Here is a 23,407-nt window from a genome sequence, read left to right as displayed (position 1 = left end):
TCATTTCCTCCTTATAATTTAATCGTTCCATATACATCAAACCCTTTCCAGTCAAAGGCCAGTGTTTTTGCAATATCTTCTTCCAATTTTAAAATCCGTGGTGCAGAAAATCCTTCACAAGCAGCAAAGAAAGCAGCTTCGTGCATGGCAAAATAAAGATCATGAGCTGTGCATGGTTCTTCCCCATATTGTCCCACAAAAAGATCTACTACTTCATTTCGAATTTTCTGATTGATTTTGAGTTCCTTCATAATCAGATGCAGACAGTTTACAGGGTTTTGGATATCTATATCCATCAAACCAACAATTCCTTTAACTGCTTCCTGATAACGGGAAAAAATTTTGTCCAGATTATTCCGGAAATCCTGTAAGGTCGCCCCTCTATCATGTGACAGTTTGATAGGACTGCCCAGGTTAATGACACGGTTACTGGTTTGTGAGAGCATCATGGGATACAGATTCACACCACTTACTGCTACATCAGAAGTAGTCAGGCGCAGTGCAGGAGCAAGGCTCTTATCCTCAATTCCATGATCCTCCAAAGCCTGGTGATAAGTATCCAAAAGTTCCTGATTTCCTCCTAAAGTCCACATAGCGGACACAATGGAATGGTCAAAACTTCCAGATCCCTCCAGATAAGTACTTCCCTTAAAATGTGCTTTCAGATAATCACTTGTCATATTGAAGATTGTCTGCATATCCAGTACACAGTAATCATGATCATCACCGCCATGTACTGCAGATACTTTTCCATCTGCCACCTTGATTAAGGCATCTCCTTTCGCTACCTGAAGACAGTAGTTTACTACCTTTGCATAAGTAGCTTTCTCCAGTTTCTTTAATCCTGTTCCATTAATGCCGGCTCTTTTCAGAATTGTATGAATAGCACAGTCACGAACCGGATAAAAATCCTTGTTCACTTTTAATACCAACTGGGTATTCTTTTCTGTATCCTCTACTATTCCTTCCAGTTCTTTTTCACAGGCTTCTTCAATGGTTTCTGCCTCCTTTTCCAATGGAACCAGTTTTAGCATCCTGGTAGGCTTTCGAATCCACTTGGACTGCTTTGCCCTCTCAGCCAGAAATTCCAGCATCTCCGTTGTGCTTGCAAATGTAGTGCAAAACTCATCTGCATAAATCTTTGTTTCTTTCATGTGTGTACCACCTTTCTTAAATTTATTTATCCATAAACAGCCAAAGCTGATTGTGGCAATCCTGCCTTTCATTTGGGCATAAAAAAAGAATGAAAAGAGAAGTATTCCTCCGCTATCCATTCTCATATCCCTGATAATATTACCGAAAAAACAAAAGTGCCGCTATTGCCCCATAAGGACAGATAGTGACACTTTATACAATCATAAACAACTTATGCGGAATAAGCAGCCTTACTGCTCTCCTTGAGTCTTCGGATTTATACAAATCCAAAACTCCCCCTATGGGTACGCATAAAATTAACTATAGCAGTATAGTAGCACATGATATAGTATATGTCAATCTTCATGCACAATATATTGTATGTTCTTAAATACTATGCTTTGCATATATGACTTCAATTAAAATATTGAAATATCACGTATCCCACCTCTCTTTTTTCAAGTTTATAGAAAAATTTTTAATAAAAAGTACATAATCTGTTCAATCTGAAAAAATCTCAGTTAATTACTTAATGAAATTGCTAAGACAAAACTAAGTCTTACGCCTTTGTACCTTGATAACTTCATACCTTATCTGGAAATGTATATAGGTGTTGTAGATAGTGTCGCATAATTGCACACCTGCTGCTTGATGTTTACATAGTAACGCCTTCTACGTGCCTGAAACAAGGCATAGGAAACGGTTTCCTGATAAGATACTTTTATTTTTCAGCAAGAAGTCATTCTGCCTACACAATTACTCAAAATTTGTTATAATAATGAACAGGTATTATGATTACCCTGTTCATAGAAGGGAGGTATATGATTACTGTTACAAAAAAAGATCTGATTGCACTGGGGTATGGTCCATCTTTCTCTTCAGACATTATAAGACAGGCCAAAATTCTTATGATTGAACGTGGACATACTTATTACCAGTCAAGAAAATTAGACAGGGTACCCAAAGAAGCCGTTGAAGAAATTCTGGGGATTAAATTGCCAGACGAACAAAACCAATAGTACTTCTTGTGTGTTTATGCAAAGGAGGAATTTTTATGGCAAAGGATCCAATTAAAAGGGCAAACAATGGAACTTACTATTTCAGAGCAAATCTGGGCTATGATTCTGTAACTGGAAAGCAGATTCAGAAATATCGAAGTGGTTTCTCTACAAAAAAAGAGGCCCGTGCAGAATATTCCAAACTCATCATCGCTGCTGAAGATGAACTGGCAATGGAAAAGAAGCAACCCTCATTTAAACAATTTATTGAAGAAATTTATCTTCCATGGTATAAAACACAAGTCAAAGAGAGTACCTATAGAAACCGTTTAAATACTATCGAAAAACACTTTAAATTTTTTTATCGGAAAAAGGTAAACGAAATAGAACCGATTCATGTACAAACCTGGCAGCTAAAACTGGCAAAAGACTACAGTCCTAATTATGTACGAATTATACAAGGTATGCTTTCTCTGGCATTTGACCGTGCAATCATCCTCGGCCTTGCCAAGAAAAATCCCGCACGTATGGTCGGCAATATTAAATATAAGAAAGTAAAAGTGGATTTTTGGACATTGGAAGAATTCCAGAAAGTAATTTCTCTTTTATACAAAGGAGATTACTACGAACATTATTTGTTTATCTGTTTCTGGCTCCTGTTCACAACAGGATTACGAATTGGAGAGGCTGCTGCATTACAGTGGGATGACATCGATTTTGAAAGCGGATTACTCAGCGTGACAAAAACGTTATATTACAAATCTATGAATGAATACAAATTTGTAGATCCCAAAACATCTGCCAGCATCAGGACCGTTGTGCTTGATGAAGATACCATAAGGGAACTGAAAGATTGGAGGGAAGTGCAGAAGAAAGTTCTGAAAGACTGTAATTTTGTACTGAGCTATAGTGGGATTCCCACCAGCAAGCATACCCTGCCAAGAGCCCTGGAAAAGCTGGCAGGGCTTGCCGGTGTTCACCGCATTAAAATCCATGCATTAAGACATTCACATGTAGCACTTTTAATCAGCATGGGGGTGAATCCATTGATCGTCAAAGACCGTCTGGGACACGAAAAAATCCAGACAACTTTAGGGACCTATGGACATCTATATCCTAACAGCAACTTTGAGGTTGCCAAACTGTTAGGCGGAGTTATTAACTTCACTCCTGCTACCGAAAGCATCGCTGATTATACACATAACCAGTTTACTGCGTCGTATCACAGGAAAATATAAAAATGCAATAATAATGCAATCCAGAGTCATCGATGCCGACAAAGCCCGTAAATAAAGGCTTTTTAGCCTACCGCGTACTATTCAAACTCAATCGTTCCCGGTGGCTTACTTGTCAGATCGTACATGACTCTGTTAACGCCTCTGACTTCATTGATAATTCTGTTCATTACCTTATTCAGTACTTCGTAAGGAATCTCTGCTGCTTCTGCAGTCATGAAATCAACTGTATTTACAGCTCTGAGCGCTACTGCGTAGTCATAAGTTCTCTCATCTCCCATAACCCCAACGCTTCGCATGTTTGTGAGACCTGCAAAATACTGTCCGATGCTGCGGTCAAGTCCGGCATTGGCAATCTCTTCACGGTAGATTGCGTCTGCATCCTGAACGATTTTTACTTTCTCAGCATTTACTTCTCCGATGATACGGATTCCAAGTCCCGGTCCCGGGAATGGCTGTCTGTATACGAGATATTCTGGAATTCCTAATTCCAGTCCTGCTTTACGTACTTCATCTTTGAATAAATCGCGAAGTGGCTCGATGATTTCTTTGAAATCTACATACTCAGGAAGTCCTCCTACATTGTGGTGAGATTTGATCACAGCAGATTCTCCGCCAAGTCCGCTCTCTACTACGTCTGGATAAATAGTTCCCTGTACTAAGAAATCAACCGCTCCGATTTTCTTTGCTTCTTCTTCAAATACACGGATAAATTCTTCTCCGATGATCTTACGCTTGCTTTCCGGCTCTTCTACACCTTTTAGTTTCTCATAGAAACGTTCTTGTGCGTTAACACGGATAAAGTTCAGGTCGTAGTTTCCTTCTGGTCCGAAAACCGCTTCTACTTCATCACCTTCATTTTTACGAAGAAGACCGTGGTCTACAAATACGCATGTCAGCTGTTCTCCGACTGCTTTGGAGAGCATTACTGCTGCTACAGAAGAGTCTACTCCACCGGAAAGTGCGCAGAGAACTTTTCCATTTCCAACTCTTTCGCGGATTGCCTGAATAGATGATTCTACGAAAGAATCCATCTTCCAGTCTCCGGAGCATCCACATACATTGTATACGAAGTTGGACAGCATTTTTGTTCCTTCCTGTGTATGAAGTACTTCCGGATGGAACTGCACTGCGTAGAGTCCTTTCTCTTCATTTTCAACTGCCGCTACCGGACAGTCTGCTGTATAGGCTGAGATTTTGAAATCTGGTGCTGCCTGCTCGATGTAATCGTTATGACTCATCCAGCAAATCGTCTTTTCAGATACATCTTTAAATAATTTCGATGTCGTATCTACATTCACTTCGATTTTTCCATACTCGCGAACTGGTGCCTTACATACATGTCCGCCCAGCAAATGCATCATCAACTGAGATCCGTAGCAGATACCAAGAACCGGAATCCCCAGTTCAAATAACTCTGTGGAATATGTCGGTGAATCTGCTTCGTATGCGCTGTTCGGTCCTCCAGTCAGGATAATTCCCTTTGGATTCATTGCTTTTATTTCTTCTATATCTTTTTTGTAAGAATAGATTTCACAGTATACATTACATTCTCTTACACGTCTTGCAATCAGCTGATTGTATTGCCCGCCAAAGTCAAGAACGATGACTGTTTCATTTTTCACTATGTTTCCTCCTTGCATTTTTTCATTTCTCTTGATAACAATTCTGACACGCACTTCTTTCAGTATTCTTAGCTATAAGATTTCCTGATTTGCATGCCTGTCAGTTCCCTGCAGTTGCTCTTTTTCCTGCAAACTGTCTGTGATGTTCTGTTGCCAATGTCATTATTATAAAGTAGGTTTTGCTGTTTTACAAGTTAAACTATCACTTTCCTTTTGCATTTCTTCTTTTCTTCCATATTTTTCCAAAAAATCTACTTCTTTTGTATCAATCCTACATGTATTTGCCATTTTATACTGTCACCTTATGCTTCCATTTTCCACCCAGATATCGAATCACAAAGCAGATGGCGCGGAAAATCCAGTCGATGACCATTGCAACCCAGATTCCAAATACGCCTAGTCCCATGTACTTTCCAAGGACATAGCTAAACGCAATCCGGAAGATCCACATGGAAAAGATCGACATATACATTGTGTACTGGACATCTCCTGCTGCACGGAGTGTACATGGAAGCGAAAATGATAATGGCCAAATCGTCACAACTGCAACTGCATGGAACAAAAGAATCTGCTCCGTTGTCTGTGCTGTGAGATCTGATAAATGATATACCTTTAAAATAGTAGGAATCAGCAGAGCAATAATAATATTTTCAACGATCATCCATGCATAAGTGATAATATGCAGTTTTCTTGTGTAATATTTTACCTGCTCATAATCCCTTGCTCCAACACACCTTGAGATAACAGTAATGATTGCTAGATTAATTGAGATTCCCGGAAGAATCTGGAACATTGCCACTGCATTTGAAACCGCATTCGCCGCAATAGCATATGTTCCAAAAGTAGATACCAGACTCAATACAAGAATTTTCCCCAACTGGAACATACTGTTCTCCAGTCCATTCGGAACACCGATCTTTAAGATATTTTTAACCATCGCACCATCAAACCGATAGCGGAATGTTTTTTCCAAGTGCAGCACCCTCTTGGAATTACATAAAAGAATGGTGATCAGAATCGCTGCAACTGCTCTGGAAACCAGTGTAGGAATTGCCACACCTTCTGTTCCGCAGTGGAAGCCATAAATTAAAATTGCATTTCCACTCACATTGATCACGTTCATGATCATGGACACGATCATGGGTATTTTCGAATCACCCATTGCACGGAAAATAGCGGCTCCTCCATTATAAAGAGCAATAAACGGAATGGATGCAGTTACGATCAGCAGATACGTATTGGCATGCTCCATAACATCTGCCTCTATTTTTCCAAATACACCGTGTAAAATAAAACTCTTGCATAGATATACAATCGCTGTCACTCCCACCGCACTGATTGTGACAAACCACACAAGCTGTCCCGCAGATTTACAAGCTTCTTCCTCCCTCTTCCTTCCAAGATACTGACCTGCGACAACAGCCCCACCAGTTGCCAAAGCCGAAAAAATATTGATAAGCAGTACAACGATATTATCAACCAAGGATACGCCAGACACTGCCGCCTCCCCGACACTCGCCACCATAATAGAATCTGCCATCCCTACGAGAACAGCTAAAAATTGTTCGATAATCAGCGGAATGATCAACGCAACCAGCGCTCTATTATCAAACAACTGCCTTTCTTTACTTATTTTCATCTCTCATCTCCTCCTGCCATATGTATTGTCATAGTCCCGATTTATCTCTTGCAACACCCAACCTGATTCTGACAATCCACAAAGTACAGCGCCTCTCTCTGCCGCCCCTTGTGTTTTATCAGATATCCATCTGACTATTTTATTATACGTCCGAAAAAAATAACAGACAAGGCTCTTTTTCTCTTCCCTAATTTTCCCCTCTCTTTTCCCTGCATCTTCCATTTGCATTACATATAGTTCTCTGTCTTGACGCTCTTTTCTTCCTCTGATAAAAAGAAGCGGAAAAGGAATCTCTACTGTAGTCACAATAGGTATTCCTAATCCACTTCTGAAAGTACTTTTCTATTCCCCCTGCTGTTTCTTATGAAAGTTTTGTCTTTCCGATCATCAGGTTCAAAATCTCCACATCTGTCTGTTTCATTCCATTTTTTCCCATATAGCCGACCGCCTTTACAGTATCTTCCGCATTCTCCATGACAATTCCATCTCCGGCTTCAAAGCGGATACCTCTCATTGCCATCTCATGTCCTAAAATTGCTGACTGAAGCGCAGAGGAAATCTTTGCCGCACAGCTTGGCTTCGCACCGTCACAGACCATCCCTCCAATATTTGCAATCGTATTGATCACGGTATTTTCAATCTGTTCTTCATCTCCCCCACATAAATATGTGATTGCCGCGCCTGCTCCTGCCGCTGCACATACCACTCCACAATAAGCCGAAAGAGCACCAATATACCTCTTTTGATCCTGAGCAATCAAGTTGGAAACGCACAATGCTCTCAAAAGTTCTTCTTCTGTCTTCCCCTTTTCTTTGGCATACTCGACAACCGGAAGAGAACAAGTCATTCCTTGATTTCCAGAACCTGCATTGATAATCACCGGAAGAGAGCAGCCACTCATTCTAGCATCGGATCCTGCCGCTGCCCTGGAAATCATTTTCCACTTCAGCTGATCTCCTTCTTCTTCCCTGATAATCTTTCCAATCTGAGCTCCCCATGTATTTTGAAGGCCTTCCTCTGAAATCGCATAATTGTATTCAATCTGTCTCATCAGGACATCTTTCACATCCGCAATCTCCACTTCATTTGCAAAAGCCGTAATATCTTTGATATTCAGACAAGATTTATCCAGCTCATGTGCTGTAAATTTTTCTTCATTCTCATATACCACTTTTTGATTATGCTCAATTCTTGTAATGTTTGTATGTGCATGTTCAATTCTAACTGCCGTCTCTTCGCCTGATGCCCATACCCTCACTTCAATATAAAGGTTTGCAGTCCCTTCTTTTAATTTACACTCACAGTATCCCTCTTTAAAAAGCTGCCGTGTCTTTTCCCGGTCTTCTTCAGAAATACTCTGTAAAACTTCTAGTTCTCGATCTGCCTTTCCTCCGACAATTCCTAAGATAACCGCAGCCTCTACGCCTTTCATTCCTCCGGAATTTGGAACCTTTACCCCTTTTACATTTTTAATAATATTTCCGCTGCATAACACTTCCACTTTCTCTGGAAACTGTCCCAGCTCCTTTCTCGCCACCGCTGCTGCATACGCCAGAGCGATCGGTTCTGTACAGCCCAACGCCGGAACAAGCTCGCTTTTCAAAATTTCTACATACTTCTGATACAATTCCTGGTTCATTTCCATCCTCTTTTCTAACTGTGATTTTTCCTGTTTCTACCTTCTCATTCGTTTTTTCTGCCTTGTACTGATATAAATCATATCAGTAGTCATACCAGCTCTTTCTTCTGATAATATCACTAATATGATTAATCGTCAATCAAGAATCCTTTCTCAAAATAAAATACAATCATCTCTGATAAATATTTACTTCTCTCTTTTTGTTCTGTGTGATTCATGATATAATTTCTTACTGCAAACACAAGGTTTTATAGCACGATCTATTTCTCCAATTTATTCATGGATAAGGATGGAATCTCATTAAGACTATTTATTCAAAACAAAGGACTTGAGCATTATGAGCAAAAAGAATTTAAAAGAAATTGTATATGATTCGGTATTGAACAGCATTTATTCCTCTGAATACCGTGCAAATGAAATTATCACAGAGACTTCACTAATTCAAAAATACGGTTACAGCAAGTCACCAATCCGTGAAGCTTTGACTGCCCTCTGCCACGAGGGCGTTTTAAAAAACATTCCAAGGTGTGGTTACCAAGTGATCGCACTCACCTCCGAGGACATACAAAAAATGTTAGAATATCGAATGGTACTTGAAACCGGAATGCTGCGCCTCTGCTTCGACACTATCACTGAAAAACAGCTTTTGCATCTTGATGAGCTCTCTTCTCTCTGCAGCAAAAATACTGAGGATGTCATGGAGCATTGGATTTATAATATGGATTTTCACATTGCACTGCTTTCTCTCGGCGGCAACGACTATGCCTGTGCTCAGCTGAAAAGCTGTATGAATATGTTATGGCGCGCCTATGCACAATTACACTGGAATAAATGGAGCCACTATAATATCCCGGCTGATATGAAATATCACGATTTAATTTTAGACGCAATCCGCCAAAAACGCCTGGAGGACGCGATTCATTATCTGAAAGAAGATTTAAATGACTTTGGAACTTCCTCTTCTTAAAAGTATGTAGCCTGACATAAAATCATCTCCCTTCTCACAAATAATCTATATCATCCATAATTGTGTTAAGGAAGATGATTTTCTAATACCCCTCTCTAGAAATTATATTTTTACAATGCCTTCCGAAACGGTTAATATCTATGCGCAATGTGCAGATATTTTTCCCTCGTCGCCATTCCTCCCCGAATATGACGCTCTGATTTATTCTGATCCAGAACTTTTCTTGCACTCACTGCAAGCGCAGGATTAATTTGAAGCAAACGATCAGTTACATCTTTATGTACCGTACTTTTACTTACCCCAAATTTTTTCGCAGTCTGCCGCACTGTTGCATTTTCTTCAATAATATAATTCGCGATCGCAGCGGCACGCTCTTCGATATAATCTTTCATAGAAACCCCTGTATAATTTGTTTATACAAGATATGCAGAACGAATTTAATCTATGATTTATAAATAAGAAACACGCTCAGAATCATATCAAAGTACTTATTCCTATCCACTTCTTGCACTTTCTCCCTTTCTATGTTATTCTGTAACCACGGTTTGAAACGCTCCCGAATGCAAAGGCTACTTTGTTTCCGGGAGCGTGTTTTTGTCTAAATTACCATTTATATTTGGGAGGCTATATGAATAAAACTATTTTTAAAGATTTTTCTAAATATGTTTCTTTCAATATTTTAGGGCAGATTGCTTATTCCTGTTATACGCTGGCAGATACTTTCTTCGTATCTGCGGACATTGGCACAAACGGGCTCACTGCACTGAATCTTGCTTTTCCTGTATTTTGTATTATCAGCGGAACTGGACTTATGATTGGTATTGGAGGCAGTTCCCGATTTTCTATCCTGAAAAGCCGTAATGAATCCAACACTGCTGATCAAGTATTTACCAATGGACTTATACTGGTACTTTTGTTTGCTTCCATTTTCTTTTTTACAGGACTATTTGCTTCCCAGCATCTTGTAACAGTTCTAGGTGCAGACATCCAGGTGTTTGAAACAACAAATCGTTATCTGAAAGTTCTCATGCTATTTGCTCCTGCCTTTTTATTAAACCATTTCCTTCAGTGCTTTGTCAGAAATGATGGGAATCCTTCACTTTCCATGGCAGCTATGATAACCGGAAGTTTTTCCAACATTGTTTTAGACTACATTTTTATTTTCCCTTTTCATATGGGCATTTTCGGGGCTGCCCTTGCAACCGGACTGTCACCAGTGATAAGTATGCTAGTATTGCTTCCATATTTTCTGAAAAAAAAGAATTCTTTTCATTTGACAATTCCGAATCTTGTTCAAATGAAAAGAACTACTGCCAACATCCTTGCAAATGGTATTCCGCCTTTTCTGACCGAAGCCGCTTCCGGTGTTGTGATGTTTTTATTTAACTTTATTATTCTGAGAATTTCCGGAAACACAGGCGTCGCAGCATTCAGTGTGATCAGCGTGATTTCGCTTGTGGTAATCTCCCTGTATACCGGTTTATCACAGGGAATACAGCCATTAATTAGCCAGAATCATGGGGCAGGAAATAAGAAAAATGTGCAAACGCTTTTGCGCTATTCCCTCATAACTTCTATCCTTTTATCCATTGTGATATATGGGATTATTTTCTTTCATGCACCCCGTCTCGTTTCTGTTTTTAACAGCGAACAAGATTTGATTTTAGCCAGCTATGCAATCCCCGGCTTAAGACTTTACTTTACCGCCTGCCCGTTTATCGGATTTAACATTGTTCTTTCGACCTATTTTATTTCCATAAACCATCCGCTTCCGGCACAGATCATTTCCATACTCCGCAGCTTTTTTGTTTTAATACCAATGTCATGGATACTCTCTTGCTGCTTTGGAATGACCGGTGTCTGGCTGGCATATCCCGCAACAGAACTATTTGTATTTCTCTTTGCATTAATGAAGAGGCCGTGATAGCAGAAATCATTTTTTTCTTGTCTACGGTCGAATAGCTACCTTAATGACACCTTCTTTTCGATTTTCAAAAATATCATATACCTGTTCAATCTCTCTTAGCGGAAATGTATGGGTAAGTAACGGTGTCGTATCGATTTTCTTCTGTTCTATTAACCGTAAAATTTCATCACAATCACATCCGTCTACCCCTCCGGTCTTGAACGTGAGATTTTTTCCATACATTTGTGGCAATGGCAAGATCTGTTCTTCTTCATAAAGAGCCACCACAGTCACAATGGCATTTGGTCTGGCTACCTTCCATGCCAGCTCAAAAGTATTCCTTCCTCCCGCTACTTCTAGCACGCGATCAGCTCCACCATGTCTACTGTGTTGTCTGACAAATTCCTCGACATCAGTTTCTTTTGGATTTACTACAAGCACATTCGGATAATGCTCTTTCACAAATGTAATTCTCTCGTGATCCACCTCACACAAAATAATCTTTTCAGGATTTTTCAACATCACACATAAAAGTGTACAGATTCCCGTTGGCCCCCCGCCAATGATGACTACAGTATCCTCGCTTCCAATTTCAGAAATTTTTGTTGCCCAGTATCCCGTAGCCAGGATGTCTCCGACAAACAATGCCTCTTCATCCGTAATCGCATCTCCAATCCGATTCAATCCCTGATTGGCATAAGGCACACGCACATATTCTGCCTGCCCTCCGTCTATCCTGCATCCCAAAGCCCATCCGCCATTTTTATCTGTGCAGTTATTCACATAACCATTTTGGCAGAAAAAGCAATTTCCACAAAAAGTCTCTACATTTACAGCTACACGATCTCCAGGTTTTACTTTGGTCACCTTGCTTCCTACTTCCTCCACAATGCCAACCATCTCATGCCCTACTGTAATTCCCGGTACCGCCCTTGGAACTGCTCCATGTTTGATATGAATATCGCTCGAACAAATACTCGCCAGCGTTACGCGGACGATCGCATCCTCTTCCTCTTGAAGAACCGGCTTCTCTTTTTCTTCCAACATAAATTTCCCCTGCTCTTTGTATGTATATGCAAGCATCTTCTTTCCTCCCAATCCTATTCAACACCGTTAACATCTATTTTTCTTTCATTTTAACTGACTTTTCCATCACCAAATACGAATGCTCCACATAGCAATCAGAAATCCTAGCAGGAACCCGAGATTAACAACTGTAAAATGCATTGTGTATCTTCTTTTTTCTTCCGGATAGGCCGCTATGAGAAAACGATACGAGATTAAACTCGCCATGGATGCGATCATAGTTCCCAATCCCCCGAGGTTTGTTCCGATAATCAATTCCGACCACTGATCTGTAAATCCTGAAAGTAATAGTGCTGCCGGAACATTGCTGATTACCTGCGAAGAAATGACCGCAGTCAATATTTCATTCCCATTCAAAATACTCTTTAGGAAATTACAAAACATAGAAATTCGCCCCATATTTCCGATAAAGATAAAAAATCCTGCAAAAGTAAGAAGAAGAGAGTAATCGATTTCTTTAAAAGTTCCACGGTCCATCACAAACACTGCCAAAATTGTCACGAGCATTACAACCCAAACAGGAAGCAAATGCGATACGCAAAGAAGACACAATAGAAAAATTATTGCATAAATAGCTACTTTCCACGGATTTTTCACCTCTTCGCTTTCCCGCATTTGTAAATCACCAAGCACAACACATTTTCTCAACAAAATCATTCCAAGCAACATCACTGCTGCAAGTAGTGTGTACGGCAGCATCAATTTAAAAAATGCACTCAATGTCATTCCTGATTTGGAATACAGATAAAGGTTCTGTGGATTCCCAATTGGGGTAAACATACTTCCTAAATTTGCCGCAACTGTCTGCATGACAATTACCGGAACAATTCGTTTTCTCATATTTGCCATCTCCAGCACCTGTATTGCAAATGGCACAAATGTAATTAAAGCTACATCATTTGTGATCAACATACTAAACACAAAACATAAAAACACAAGAATCAGTTCCATCTGCCGACTATTCTTCACAACTGTGATCAATCTTCCAGCCGCCTGTCCAAATACTCCTTCCCGGCTCAGGCCTGCCATGACTGCCATCAGACAAAATAGTAACCCTAGTGTATGAAAATCAATATAGTTCAAATATTCCATATCTGGCGGCACAACAAACGATGAGATTCCTGCCAGTATCCATGCGATCATCAAAATCTTATTCATTTTTCCTTCTCCTTATTGCATTCCGTGGGCACCCCTTCAAACATGCTCCGCATCGAATACATTCCATATGATTCGGGCTCTCATAAGGCTTGATTCCCATTTTGCACTTACGTTTGCATAGTCCGCAACGATTGCAAGAAGACTCTACCTTATAGCGGAAAGGTGATATTTTCTGAAAGAATCCCAAACACACACCGAATGGACAGAAATATTTGCAGAACAGGCGATAAATAAAAAGTGACAATATAAAAATAGTTGTGAATCCAAATACTTTTATAAAAAGAAATGCTTCCCTCCAATTTTCCTTATTTGGCAAAAAAACAATGGGAATAAAAAACAATAATGCAAAAAAAATAATGTACTTTATTTTTCTCAAATACTTTTCGTAAGGCAACTGAAGTAACTTTTTAGGGAAAGGAATTTGAAAAATCACTTCCTGTATAATTCCCAATGGACATATCGCAGAGCATGCCCAACGCCCACCGATAGCAAGTACCAAAAATATAACAATAAAGACCATGTTTTCCTCTCTTGTAAATGATATTTTTCTTCCTTGTAGAATTTACTCTAGTCGTATTTCCTTTTATGTATACTTGAAAAAGTTCTACATTTACTAATCTAATCGTATATTCTAATCTACTTTCCTTATGAAAGCAAGAAGAATTCATAATAGAATTTGCCTAAAGTCTCCAAATTACTGTACTTTCCCCATCTGGCATAAGGATAAGGGATATACATATTTAAAGTTTCTTTCTAAAAAACATAACTCTTATTAGGAACATATCATTCTCTATCTCAGCAATTATCGTTCCGTCCATTCGCTCTACCAAACTTTTTGCAATTGAAAGACCAAGCCCTGTAGTATTACTTGTTCGTGCTGTATCGGCTTTATAGAATTTTGAAAAAATCTTCTTAATATCAATGTCCCCTGGATTTTCCAAATCATTTTCACATAGAAAAATTATGTCATTATTCTCACTGAAAAGCTTCATTCTGATCTTTTGACTGCCATGCACCAATGCATTTTTTATAATATTCTGCAATATTCTTCTAATTGCTTCCGTATTTCCCTCTATCAGAATATTCTCCTCACAAAAATCAATCTCAGGTTCCAGGCCTTTTGTCTGAAATTCATCATAGAACGAAAATACTGTATCATACACACATTTACCAAAATCAACTGTTTCCATCTTCAACTCATACTGTTCATTCTGAAGTTTTGTATATGTAAATAATTCTTCCAGTATATCCTTTAAACTTGAAATTCTGCTTTGGATTACTTCTATGTAATGTCGCTGCTCTTCTTCTGAATCACTTTGTGCCAGCAATTGAAAGTATCCATCAAGAGATGTCAGCGGTGTTCGAATATCATGAGAAAGATTTGTAATTGTCTCCTTCAAATGTTCTTCATTTTTCCGTGCATTGTTCTTAATCTCTTGCGACATGTCAAGTACTTGATTGATACTGTCCACAAGCTTTTCGAATTGTTTAAAAGGAACCATTACCGTAAGGCGAAGATTTGTCTGATTTTCTTTTAGAAACCCAAGTTGGCGGCAGGTATTCTTTACCTGTCGCCTGTACATTAACAGTATAAATATTAATCCAACAGCCAACACTGTTGATAAAACAGCCCATAGAATCATATAAAACCTCTATCGAATATCTCGTTTCTTTACAATTATCGTAGAAATGAATAAAGATACAATTGCAAATGCTACTCCAACGGCAACACCTCTTACCATAACTTCTGATGTGCTATCATACAATAACATCGTAATATTACCATCAAGTATATACTTGTTAATATCAAATTCAAGTCCTGTTTTCAATCCATTAATTGCTTTATTTATTAGTGAATAAATAGGCACTGCAAGTCCAGAGCACAAAAGAATCCCACTGGTCATACTAAACGCAGTACTATAAGTGAGAATACAAAGTAACATCATTACTGTAGCAATTCCTAAATGAAGCAAGTATTGTACCCCTAAATACTGAAACAGTTCTGTTACACTTCCTAAATAGAAATCACTTCCCCACATTACGTACCCACTTACAACTATCGATATTGTAAATACAACAACCATCACTAGCACTTGGAATGCAATTACGATAAATTTCGATGCAACAAGCTGTTCCCGTCTTGGAAATTGCCCAGCAATATTCTTTATATATCCATTCTTATAATCTGCATTGGTAAAAATTGCCGCAAAAATAACACATAAAATTGCAAGTAACTGACTTCTCATTTCAACACTGACGACACTTCCAATTTCAATAGTACCATTTACCCATTCCGGCTGTGCTTCCACATAGATACCTACCGGGCGTTCTTCCATTGTTTCTGTCACTGCCGCTGGATCATCTTTCATAAATTCTATATCTGAATTTGTCATCGTTACACTGAACACTGCAAGACCAATTACAAAACAGATCATAATCCATGTAGATTTTGAATGTAATAGTCGGTGAATATCCATTTTTATAAGATTAAACATTTAAAGCACCTCCCGTCAAATTTAAATAGTAATCTTCTAAAGCTTCGTTCTTTATAGTAATCCCTACAGTCTTTACACCATTTTCCGCTAATGTCATCGTGATGCTTCCACCATCATTCAGTCTCTCAAAAATCTGGATTGTATCAGCATCTACTACCTTATACTGATGGATTCCCATATTTTCAAGAACAGTGCAGGCTTTTCCTGTATCATCTGTCTTAAGCTCTATTCGTTCACTACATTCTGCAAGAAGCTCTTCTCGTGTCATTTCCTTAATTAGAACACCATCATGAATAACACCATAGTTTGTTGCAATCTTTGATAATTCTTCAAGAATATGGCTTGAAATAATAAAGGTAATATTCTTCTCTTTATTCAATTTGAATAAAGTTTCTCTTACTTCAGCAATTCCCTGGGGATCAAGACCATTGATCGGTTCATCTAAAATCACTAAGTCTGGATCGCCTACAAGTGCAAGTGCGATTCCAAGTCTTTGCTTCATACCAAGAGAAAAGTTCTTGACCTTTTTCTTTCCAACAGTTCCAAGTCCTACAGTATTAAGAAGTTCTTCAATCACACCCTGTTTTCTAACACCCATTGCGATGCATTTCAGTTTCATATTTTCATAAGCAGACATATTCGGATAAATTCCTGGTGCTTCAATCAATGTACCGATGCGGGACATATACTGATAGGCAGCTTTTCCACTTTTCCCAAATAGAGAAAAATCACCTTCTGTTGGAGCTGCAAGTCCGCTTATCATTTTAAGAATCGTTGTTTTCCCTGCTCCATTTCTCCCAATCAGCCCATATATATCACCTTGTCTGATATGAATATTTACTGCATTTACGACCTTATATCTTCCGAATTTTTTCGTAAGACCGTTTGTACTTAACAAATCCTTCATTTCAACTCCTCCTTTACTTTATGCTTCCTAGTTTACAGATAAAATGACAATAAAACGCAAAGCAAAGTTAAAGAAAAGTTAAAGTTATTTAACCAGACGAAATCCAATTCCCCATACCGTTTCAATATATTCCTCTTCTGTAACAATTTTTATTTTTTTGCGTATGTTACTGATATGTACATTAATAGTCTTATCCTCTCCAACATAAATATCATCCCAGGCATAATCGTATATATCCTGCTTTGCATACACCTTATTGGGATGAGACATGAAAAGTTCCAATATTTTAAACTCTTGTCTTGTCAATATAATCTCTGTACCGTTAATTTCAGCTGTAAATGTATCTAAATTCAGAACCAGATTTTTATATTTTAACAAGTTATTCTCTGTATTATACTCTTTTGCAAAACGACGAACCTGAACACCAACTCTTGCAATAAGTTCTTCAAGCTCAAAAGGTTTTGTCAAGTAATCCTCTGCCCCCTCTGTCAGAAGGTTCACTTTACTATCAAGGCTATCTTTAGCAGAAACTACAATCACAGGTATCTGCTGCTTTTCTTTCAGCTTAGGAAGTAGTTTTTCACCGGATAACCCTGGTAACATCAAATCCATAACAGCAAGTGCGTAATTCTCTTTGTCCAGATAAAGCAAAGCTTCTGTTCCCGAAAACGCCTGTGTGCAGCTGTATCCGGCTTTGGTGAGCGCCTCCGCTATAATAACATTTATATCAGCATCATCTTCTATGATCAAAATTTTATTCATAAGTTTTTTGCTCCTTGAAAATTTCATAAATTAACTTTATGTAAATTATACACTTGCAGATTTTCTTCTGCAAGGCTGTATACTTCATCATGTTCTTCATGTAATTTCTAAAAATATTCATCCACTTTTTGTATAACAGATTATAAACATAAAAAGGGCACTCCCTGAAAGTTTTTTCTTTCAAAAAGTGCCCTCAACAATCAATATTTATTTTCCATTAATAGAGTTTTGCTCCTGCTGGGATTCTGTCATCTACCATCAAGACATTCAATCCTTCTCTTCCTTCTTCCAGATGAGTTGCGGAGATAATCATACCACAGGAATCGATTCCCATCATCTTTCTTGGCGGAAGAACTGGCTGTTCAGTGCCAGTCCGAAGGGAGCGGCCTCTAGCGCTATTGTGTATACAATGGTTGAGATGGCAAAAGCGAATGACCTGAATACCTACAAATATCTGACATACCTCTTATCACAGCGGCCAGACGCTAAAATGTCAGATGAACAGCTGGAACAGCTTGCCCCATGGAGCGAGACTGCGAAAGCGAACTGTCAAAACTAAACATAGAGTAAAACGCTTGCATCTATCATTTTGGTGCAAGCGTGATTCATGGACAGCGTAGCAATATTTTGCGCTTACAAAATAACAGCAAACCAAAGACACTGACCATCTTCTAGCGTAACAGCATAAGTAAAGGTTTCGTTTTCGTTATAGTAAATATGATTTTTTTCCGTTAATTTATTGCGAATACCTTCTACATCTACAGATACATCCTTTGAAGTATCTTGGTTTTCTACATCAAACTGAAGCAAAAATAAATCTCCCTTTTGGGCTTTTGGAATTGTAAATTCTTTTGTCACTGACTGCCTGCTATCTATCTCTTTATATTGAAATCCAATATCTACTTCCTGTATCTTTGATTGAAGCTGTTCCTTCCATCCGGCACAGGAACTTCTGTTTTTCACAACAGCAAAGTCAAGAAATGCTGTCTGATTATATGGAAATTCCAGGGTATTATAATCCTCTTCCGAAAGATATTGACTGGTCACATATGCAACTGGATAAACCTCTGAATTTTCATAAACCTCCCGCGTGATAACGTTCCATAATCAAAGATAATGTTCCGGATCCAATCTTATACCGATCCATGCTAGAACTTCTTAATTTTTATATTATATTTCTTTTAATGTGGCTTGAATCCTTCTCCACGCACTTCATTCGATTCCATTATAACAAGAAACGCTGATGAATCTACTTTCTTTACAGCTTCTTGAATCGTATGCATTTCTTTATTGTTACATGCACACATTAATACTTCTTTTTCACGTCCTGTATAACTTCCTTCTGCCTTAATCAAAGTTGCCCCTCGTTGTGATAGCTCATCAATTTTTGCCGCAATTTGTGGTCCCTTTTCTGTTACAATCAAAGCAAGTTTTCCAGCATCAACGCCATACATTAGCTTATCTACGACAAATGATAGAATATACGTTCCTATTAATCCATAAATAATCTTATCAATGTTTCCACGCATCAGAATTCCACCAACAATTACAATAATAAAATCCATAACAATGATAATTTTTCCTACAGAAATATGTGGCTTTGCCTTGTGTATTGCCATCAAAACAAAATCTGCTCCACCTGTAGAGGTATCTCTCATGTAAATTAATGCATATCCGATTCCTGAGAATACACTCATACAAATACAAGATAACATCATATCACCTTGGTAAACTGGAAACAATGGAACAACCCAGTCCATCAGTATATTAGAAATTAACATTGTCTTTATTGATTTTAAAAAAAATTGTTTTCCCAACAACTTGTAACAAATTAAAATAATTGGAATATTCAAAATTGTCGTCATTGTACCAATTGGAATTTTCCAAAAATAATAAAACACGATTGCAATACCTGATATACCTGCTACCGGGAATCCAGATGCCACTGCAAAATTATAGACTCCAATCGCAATGAAACAACCACCTACAATATCAAGTAAAATATCAATTAAAAATGTCTTTGCCTTTGATTTCAATGTGAGTTCCTCCCTATTACGGAATCTTATTTCTTTTGCATCACAATACATTGATATGTTTGCAGTTTTATTGAACCTGTAAGGATTTCATCAGTAATCAAATTTGTATAACATTCATTCAAAACCATCTTCACAGGATGTCTGTTAAAATTCTGAAGAAAATATACATCATCTTTCTGTTCTTTTCCACTTCTTTTTGAAACAGTAACTCCATAAGGTAATGTTTCCGTCAAATTTGCTTCCACATTTGCTTCCTCAATTACATCGCCCAAAAATTCTTTCAAAAATTCCAGATCTGGTTGAACAACAACATAGTAAGCTTTTCCTTTGCCATACGCATTTTCTGTAATTGCTGGAGTATTTGCATTGTAATCTTGCAAGTATGTTCCCAACGGCTTTGCAGTTTGAAGTGTCACAACTTCTCTTAACACACCGGCTTTATATACACCGTCTTTATAGGAGAAAGTATTTGGAAAATATTCATTCCCCACATCAATCTCATCAACTGATAATCCTAGCAATCTCTCATGTGGTCTCTCTCCAATAAAACATAAATCTGTTTCATTTACTACTCCACTCCAATAAGTTGTTACATATATTCCACCTGCTTCCACGTATGCTTCTACTTTATGAATATACTCTTTTTTATACAAGTACAAGGTCGGAGCAACCACAAGCTGATAATCTAACAAATCTCGATCCATGGAAATTATATCAACTTCAATTCCTTTTTCCCAAAAAACCCGATAATATTTTAAAAGCTCTTCCGTATAATCGAATTTTCTCGATATTGCTTGTGCGTCAGAAAGAGCCCACCAATTTTCCCAATCCATAATAATAGCTACCTTCGCCCTATTACATGTACTTAGTATTCGACTGCTTAGCTTTTCTAGATCTTTGCCAATCCAAGCAACTTCTTGAAAAACTCTATTCTTTTCTGACGCATCATGATCAACAACCGCTCCATGAAACTTTTCACTCGATCCTCTGCTTTTTCTCCATTGAAAATAAAGAACACTATCAGAACCTAACGCAATTGCCTGCATTGAAGATAAGTAATTCATCCCCGGTCTTTTTACATTATTTTCCTCATCCCAATTCACAAGTGATGGTGTTGATTCCATCATCAAAAATGGCTTCTTCTGAAATCCTCTCATCTGGTTATGCATAAAGGCTGCCCACACAGCAATCGGTACTTCATCTTCTTTTGTATGCCAACTCGGATAAGAGTCCCAAGAAATCACATCCAACTCCTCTGCCCATTTATCATAATCCAATGGCGAAAAATACATCATCATGTTTGTTGTAACTGGAAGATCCGAATATGTTTTAACAGCTCGAATCTCTTCTCTACAAAAGTCCTGTAACTGTTCGCTCACAAATCTTTTCCAGTCCAATTTCAAACCGTGTAATTCATCCTCTCCCCTCGGAGAAGGTGAATGAATCTGTTCCCAATCGGTATAAGTATGACTCCAAAACGCACTCCACCATGCATGATTCAATGCATCCAATGTTTTGTATTTTTTTTTCAACCATTTCCGAAATGCTTTTTGACATTCTTCGCAATGACAAGAAGCATCCCTAAAATTTCCTCCGTATTCGTTTGATATATGCCAAAGAATTACTCCTGGATGTTTTCCAAAGCGTTCTGATAATTTCAAATCCAACTTTCTAGTTTTTTCTCTCATAACAGCAGACGTGTAACAAAAATTATGCCTTTTTCCTGGTAAATTCTGTATCCCGTTTTCATCTGTCTGCATTACTTCAGGATATTTTTGAGTCATCCAATTTGGCATTGCACCTGTTGGTGTAGCTAGATTTGTATAGATGCCATTGTCATATAAACGGTTAATAATTTCTTCTAAATAGTCAAACTGATATTTTCCTTCTTCTGGTTCTAAAAATGCCCACGAAAATATTCCTAGTGAAACATTATTTACATGCGCTAATTTCATTAACCGGATATCCTCTTCAAGAATATCCGGTCTATCTAACCATTGTTCAGGATTATAATCTCCACCATGCAGAAGACCTGGCATATTTATTTTTTTATATTTCATTTCTAATCCCTTTCTTTATAGATATCATTTATTATTTTACAGCTCCAGTAATACCTTCTGCAAAATTCTTCTGTAAAATAAAGAATACTAAGGCGGTAGGCAATGTACATATTAAGACTGCCAACATAAGCATTCCATAGTCTGTTACATATCCCTCTGTCAGATTTGCTACAACCATTGGCATTGTCATGCTCTTGGATTGTGTCATGATTACTTTCGGCCACAAATAACTATTCCAAGCATTCATAAATGTAATAGTCATAGCTGCTGCATATGTTGATTTCATTGTAGGAATAAACATCTGAAAGAAGATTCTAATTTCCGAAAGTCCATCTAATCTGGCAGCTTCAATAATATTATGAGGAAATGATCTTGCACTCTGCCGAAACATCATGATTAAAAATGGGGTTGATACCGTTGGTAAAATGAATCCCAACGTACTATTTAACATTTTCATTTTTGAAACCATCTGAAACAATGGGACCAATGTCGTAATAAATGGAACCATCATTGCAAGAAGAATCACAACCATCACGGCATCTTTTGCTTTATCATGATAAATTTCAAATCCATATCCCGCCAAGGAACATATCACCATCGAAACTATTGTAAGTAATATTGCATATTTAAATGAATTGACCAATGCAGCCCCTACATCTTGATTTGCCAGCAGATTTTTCAAGTTTTCTCCCAAATGAGAGCCAAACGATAATACACCTCTTGATACATCCACACTTTTGTTTGTGGATGCACTTACCATCCAGTACAAAGGAAATACTGAAATAAAAGTAACCAAAATCAAGAATGCATACATTCCTATATTTTTCATCTTTTTAATCACGTTTATCACCCACCCTCATTTGTATAAATGCTAATACTGCAACCAACAGTAATATAAAGAAGGACATCGCTGCTGCATATCCAAAATTCGGCACATACTTAAAACATAAATTATATATGTAATGTGACATAGAGATTGAAGCATTCGCAGGACCTCCATCGGTCAAGTTAATTGATTCATCAAATAACTGTAATGTTCCATTTGTTGACATTATTGCTGTCAACAAGATAGTTGGTTTTAATACTGGAACAGTAATCTTAAAAAATGTCTGTATTGCTGATGCTCCATCAATTTTTGCAGCTTCGTATACTGAAGATTCAATGTTTTGCAATCCAGAAAGGAAAAATACCATATTATATCCTGTCCATCTCCACAAAAGAGCCAATATGATAACCATTTTTGCCGCAAATGGTTGTGTCAAAAAATTATATGGTTTATCCAAAATTCCAAAATTCACTAGAACATAATTTACTAATCCATCATTTGCAAACAAAGACCGAAAAATAATTGAATACGCAACCAATGAAGTTGTACACGGCAAAAAAATCATTGTTCGGAAAAATCCTTTAAACCGTAAGTCTTTTTTATTTAGAATACAAGCTAACACCAACGCTACTGCAAGCATAATGGGCACTTGAAGAACGAAATAAAAAAATGTGTTTTTTATTGACTGAATAAATACATCATCTTGAAACATTCTGATGTAATTTGTAAATCCAGCCATCTGCATATTTGTACCTTTCCCCGTCTGAAAAGATAAAACTAACGCTTTGATCATTGGCCAAAAACTAAACACCGCAATCAAAAATGTTGCTGGTGCCAAAAAAGCCCATCCTGTTAAATTATGCTTTTTTTCTAACGTCATTTTTCTTGGTTTGTTAGACACAAAAACCCCTCCTCTCTATCCATAAGGGGGATG

22 protein-coding genes and 2 pseudogenes are annotated in these 23,407 nt (G+C 37.9%); 5 read left to right on the top strand and 19 right to left on the bottom strand.

From position 1 onward, the window contains the following. Positions 1–11: 11 nt before the first annotated feature. Entirely contained in the window at positions 12–1,154 is a 1,143-nt protein-coding gene (locus ACGG81_RS02015) for a hypothetical protein (RefSeq protein WP_005342227.1), read from the bottom strand. 801 nt (positions 1,155–1,955) lie between these two features. Here ACGG81_RS02015 and ACGG81_RS02010 point away from each other — a divergent pair. Together ACGG81_RS02010 and ACGG81_RS02005 are read left to right on the top strand one after the other, a co-directional pair. Beyond that, positions 1,956–2,153 (top strand): DUF3173 domain-containing protein, encoded by a 198-nt coding sequence (locus tag ACGG81_RS02010; protein WP_005342226.1) that lies wholly within the window; start codon positions 1,956–1,958, stop codon positions 2,151–2,153. 35 nt (positions 2,154–2,188) lie between these two features. Beyond that, on the top strand, positions 2,189–3,370 hold the full coding sequence (locus ACGG81_RS02005) for a site-specific integrase (RefSeq protein ID WP_004223860.1): 1,182 nt from the start codon (positions 2,189–2,191) through the stop codon (positions 3,368–3,370). 77 nt (positions 3,371–3,447) lie between these two features. Here ACGG81_RS02005 and guaA read toward each other — a convergent pair whose 3' ends face one another. From guaA to ACGG81_RS01985, 4 genes are all read right to left on the bottom strand, one after another. Further along, the gene (guaA, locus tag ACGG81_RS02000) at positions 3,448–4,992 is read right to left on the bottom strand and encodes a glutamine-hydrolyzing GMP synthase (RefSeq protein WP_008976837.1); all 1,545 of its coding nucleotides are present in this window, start codon (positions 4,990–4,992) and stop codon (positions 3,448–3,450) included. Between the two features lie 165 nt (positions 4,993–5,157). Further along, positions 5,158–5,280 (bottom strand): hypothetical protein, encoded by a 123-nt coding sequence (locus ACGG81_RS01995; protein WP_016439638.1) that lies wholly within the window; start codon positions 5,278–5,280, stop codon positions 5,158–5,160. 1 nt (position 5,281) lies between these two features. Further along, positions 5,282–6,631 carry an MATE family efflux transporter gene (locus ACGG81_RS01990; protein WP_390109237.1) on the bottom strand — a complete coding sequence of 450 codons (1,350 nt, stop codon included), beginning with the start codon at positions 6,629–6,631 and terminating at the stop codon, positions 5,282–5,284. Positions 6,632–6,992: 361 nt separating this feature from the next. Beyond that, positions 6,993–8,270, bottom strand: a complete 1,278-nt coding sequence (locus ACGG81_RS01985; protein ID WP_390109234.1) for a serine dehydratase subunit alpha family protein — start codon at positions 8,268–8,270, stop codon at positions 6,993–6,995. A gap of 337 nt (positions 8,271–8,607) precedes the next feature. Between ACGG81_RS01985 and ACGG81_RS01980 the strand changes: the two genes are divergently transcribed. Next, entirely contained in the window at positions 8,608–9,237 is a 630-nt protein-coding gene (locus tag ACGG81_RS01980) for a GntR family transcriptional regulator (RefSeq protein WP_117578161.1), read from the top strand. Positions 9,238–9,368: 131 nt separating this feature from the next. Here ACGG81_RS01980 and spoIIID read toward each other — a convergent pair whose 3' ends face one another. After that, entirely contained in the window at positions 9,369–9,629 is a 261-nt protein-coding gene (gene spoIIID / locus ACGG81_RS01975) for a sporulation transcriptional regulator SpoIIID (protein ID WP_016441111.1), read from the bottom strand. A gap of 236 nt (positions 9,630–9,865) precedes the next feature. Between spoIIID and ACGG81_RS01970 the strand changes: the two genes are divergently transcribed. Continuing rightward, complete coding sequence (locus tag ACGG81_RS01970; protein ID WP_390109230.1) at positions 9,866–11,161, top strand: MATE family efflux transporter; 1,296 nt, start codon at positions 9,866–9,868, stop codon at positions 11,159–11,161. Between the two features lie 24 nt (positions 11,162–11,185). On the opposite strand, the gene ACGG81_RS01965 is transcribed toward ACGG81_RS01970, so the two are convergent. The 8 genes and pseudogenes from ACGG81_RS01965 to ACGG81_RS01930 form a co-directional block, all read right to left on the bottom strand. Beyond that, the gene (locus tag ACGG81_RS01965; protein ID WP_390109227.1) at positions 11,186–12,226 is read right to left on the bottom strand and encodes an alcohol dehydrogenase; all 1,041 of its coding nucleotides are present in this window, start codon (positions 12,224–12,226) and stop codon (positions 11,186–11,188) included. A gap of 69 nt (positions 12,227–12,295) precedes the next feature. Continuing rightward, positions 12,296–13,387 carry an SLC13 family permease gene (locus tag ACGG81_RS01960; RefSeq protein WP_390109224.1) on the bottom strand — a complete coding sequence of 364 codons (1,092 nt, stop codon included), beginning with the start codon at positions 13,385–13,387 and terminating at the stop codon, positions 12,296–12,298. After that, the gene (locus ACGG81_RS01955; RefSeq protein ID WP_390109221.1) at positions 13,380–13,907 is read right to left on the bottom strand and encodes a 4Fe-4S binding protein; all 528 of its coding nucleotides are present in this window, start codon (positions 13,905–13,907) and stop codon (positions 13,380–13,382) included. The genes ACGG81_RS01960 and ACGG81_RS01955 overlap by 8 nt, the downstream gene beginning before the upstream one ends. Before the next feature lie 220 nt (positions 13,908–14,127). Continuing rightward, entirely contained in the window at positions 14,128–15,030 is a 903-nt protein-coding gene (locus ACGG81_RS01950; protein ID WP_390109219.1) for a sensor histidine kinase, read from the bottom strand. A 9-nt stretch (positions 15,031–15,039) separates the two neighbouring features. Then, complete coding sequence (locus ACGG81_RS01945; RefSeq protein WP_390109216.1) at positions 15,040–15,882, bottom strand: ABC transporter permease; 843 nt, start codon at positions 15,880–15,882, stop codon at positions 15,040–15,042. Then, on the bottom strand, positions 15,875–16,789 hold the full coding sequence (locus ACGG81_RS01940) for an ABC transporter ATP-binding protein (protein ID WP_336304546.1): 915 nt from the start codon (positions 16,787–16,789) through the stop codon (positions 15,875–15,877). Before ACGG81_RS01940 ends, ACGG81_RS01945 begins: the two co-directional genes overlap by 8 nt. An 84-nt stretch (positions 16,790–16,873) precedes the next feature. Continuing rightward, positions 16,874–17,551, bottom strand: a complete 678-nt coding sequence (locus tag ACGG81_RS01935; RefSeq protein WP_016439624.1) for a response regulator transcription factor — start codon at positions 17,549–17,551, stop codon at positions 16,874–16,876. A gap of 217 nt (positions 17,552–17,768) precedes the next feature. Continuing rightward, positions 17,769–17,903: pseudogene (locus tag ACGG81_RS01930) on the bottom strand (methionine--tRNA ligase subunit beta); the annotation flags it as partial. On the opposite strand from ACGG81_RS01930, the pseudogene ACGG81_RS01925 reads away from it, so the two are divergent. Continuing rightward, positions 17,898–18,110: pseudogene (locus ACGG81_RS01925) on the top strand (transposase domain-containing protein); the annotation flags it as partial. The pseudogenes ACGG81_RS01930 and ACGG81_RS01925 overlap by 6 nt on opposite strands. Before the next feature lie 74 nt (positions 18,111–18,184). Here the strand turns inward: ACGG81_RS01925 and ACGG81_RS01920 are convergent. The 5 genes from ACGG81_RS01920 to ACGG81_RS01900 all read right to left on the bottom strand — a co-directional run bounded on the left by ACGG81_RS01920 (position 18,185) and on the right by ACGG81_RS01900 (position 23,374). After that, entirely contained in the window at positions 18,185–18,409 is a 225-nt protein-coding gene (locus ACGG81_RS01920; protein ID WP_207667247.1) for a hypothetical protein, read from the bottom strand. Between the two features lie 323 nt (positions 18,410–18,732). After that, a complete protein-coding gene (locus ACGG81_RS01915; protein WP_117578135.1) occupies positions 18,733–19,638 on the bottom strand; it encodes a YitT family protein in 906 nt (301 codons plus the stop codon). Beyond that, positions 19,614–21,647, bottom strand: a complete 2,034-nt coding sequence (locus ACGG81_RS01910) for a beta-galactosidase (protein WP_117578133.1) — start codon at positions 21,645–21,647, stop codon at positions 19,614–19,616. Before ACGG81_RS01910 ends, ACGG81_RS01915 begins: the two co-directional genes overlap by 25 nt. Before the next feature lie 31 nt (positions 21,648–21,678). Beyond that, positions 21,679–22,488 (bottom strand): carbohydrate ABC transporter permease, encoded by an 810-nt coding sequence (locus ACGG81_RS01905; RefSeq protein WP_117578131.1) that lies wholly within the window; start codon positions 22,486–22,488, stop codon positions 21,679–21,681. Beyond that, a complete protein-coding gene (locus ACGG81_RS01900) occupies positions 22,481–23,374 on the bottom strand; it encodes a carbohydrate ABC transporter permease (RefSeq protein ID WP_117578129.1) in 894 nt (297 codons plus the stop codon). Before ACGG81_RS01900 ends, ACGG81_RS01905 begins: the two co-directional genes overlap by 8 nt. Positions 23,375–23,407 lie beyond the last annotated feature (33 nt).

Origin of the sequence: Faecalimonas umbilicata, assembly GCF_042846195.1 — a bacterium.
Taxonomy (GTDB): Bacteria; Bacillota; Clostridia; order Lachnospirales; family Lachnospiraceae; genus Faecalimonas; species Faecalimonas umbilicata.
The sequence above is the reverse complement of the archived record's forward strand: the minus strand, read 5'-3'. Positions and strand labels throughout refer to the sequence as shown.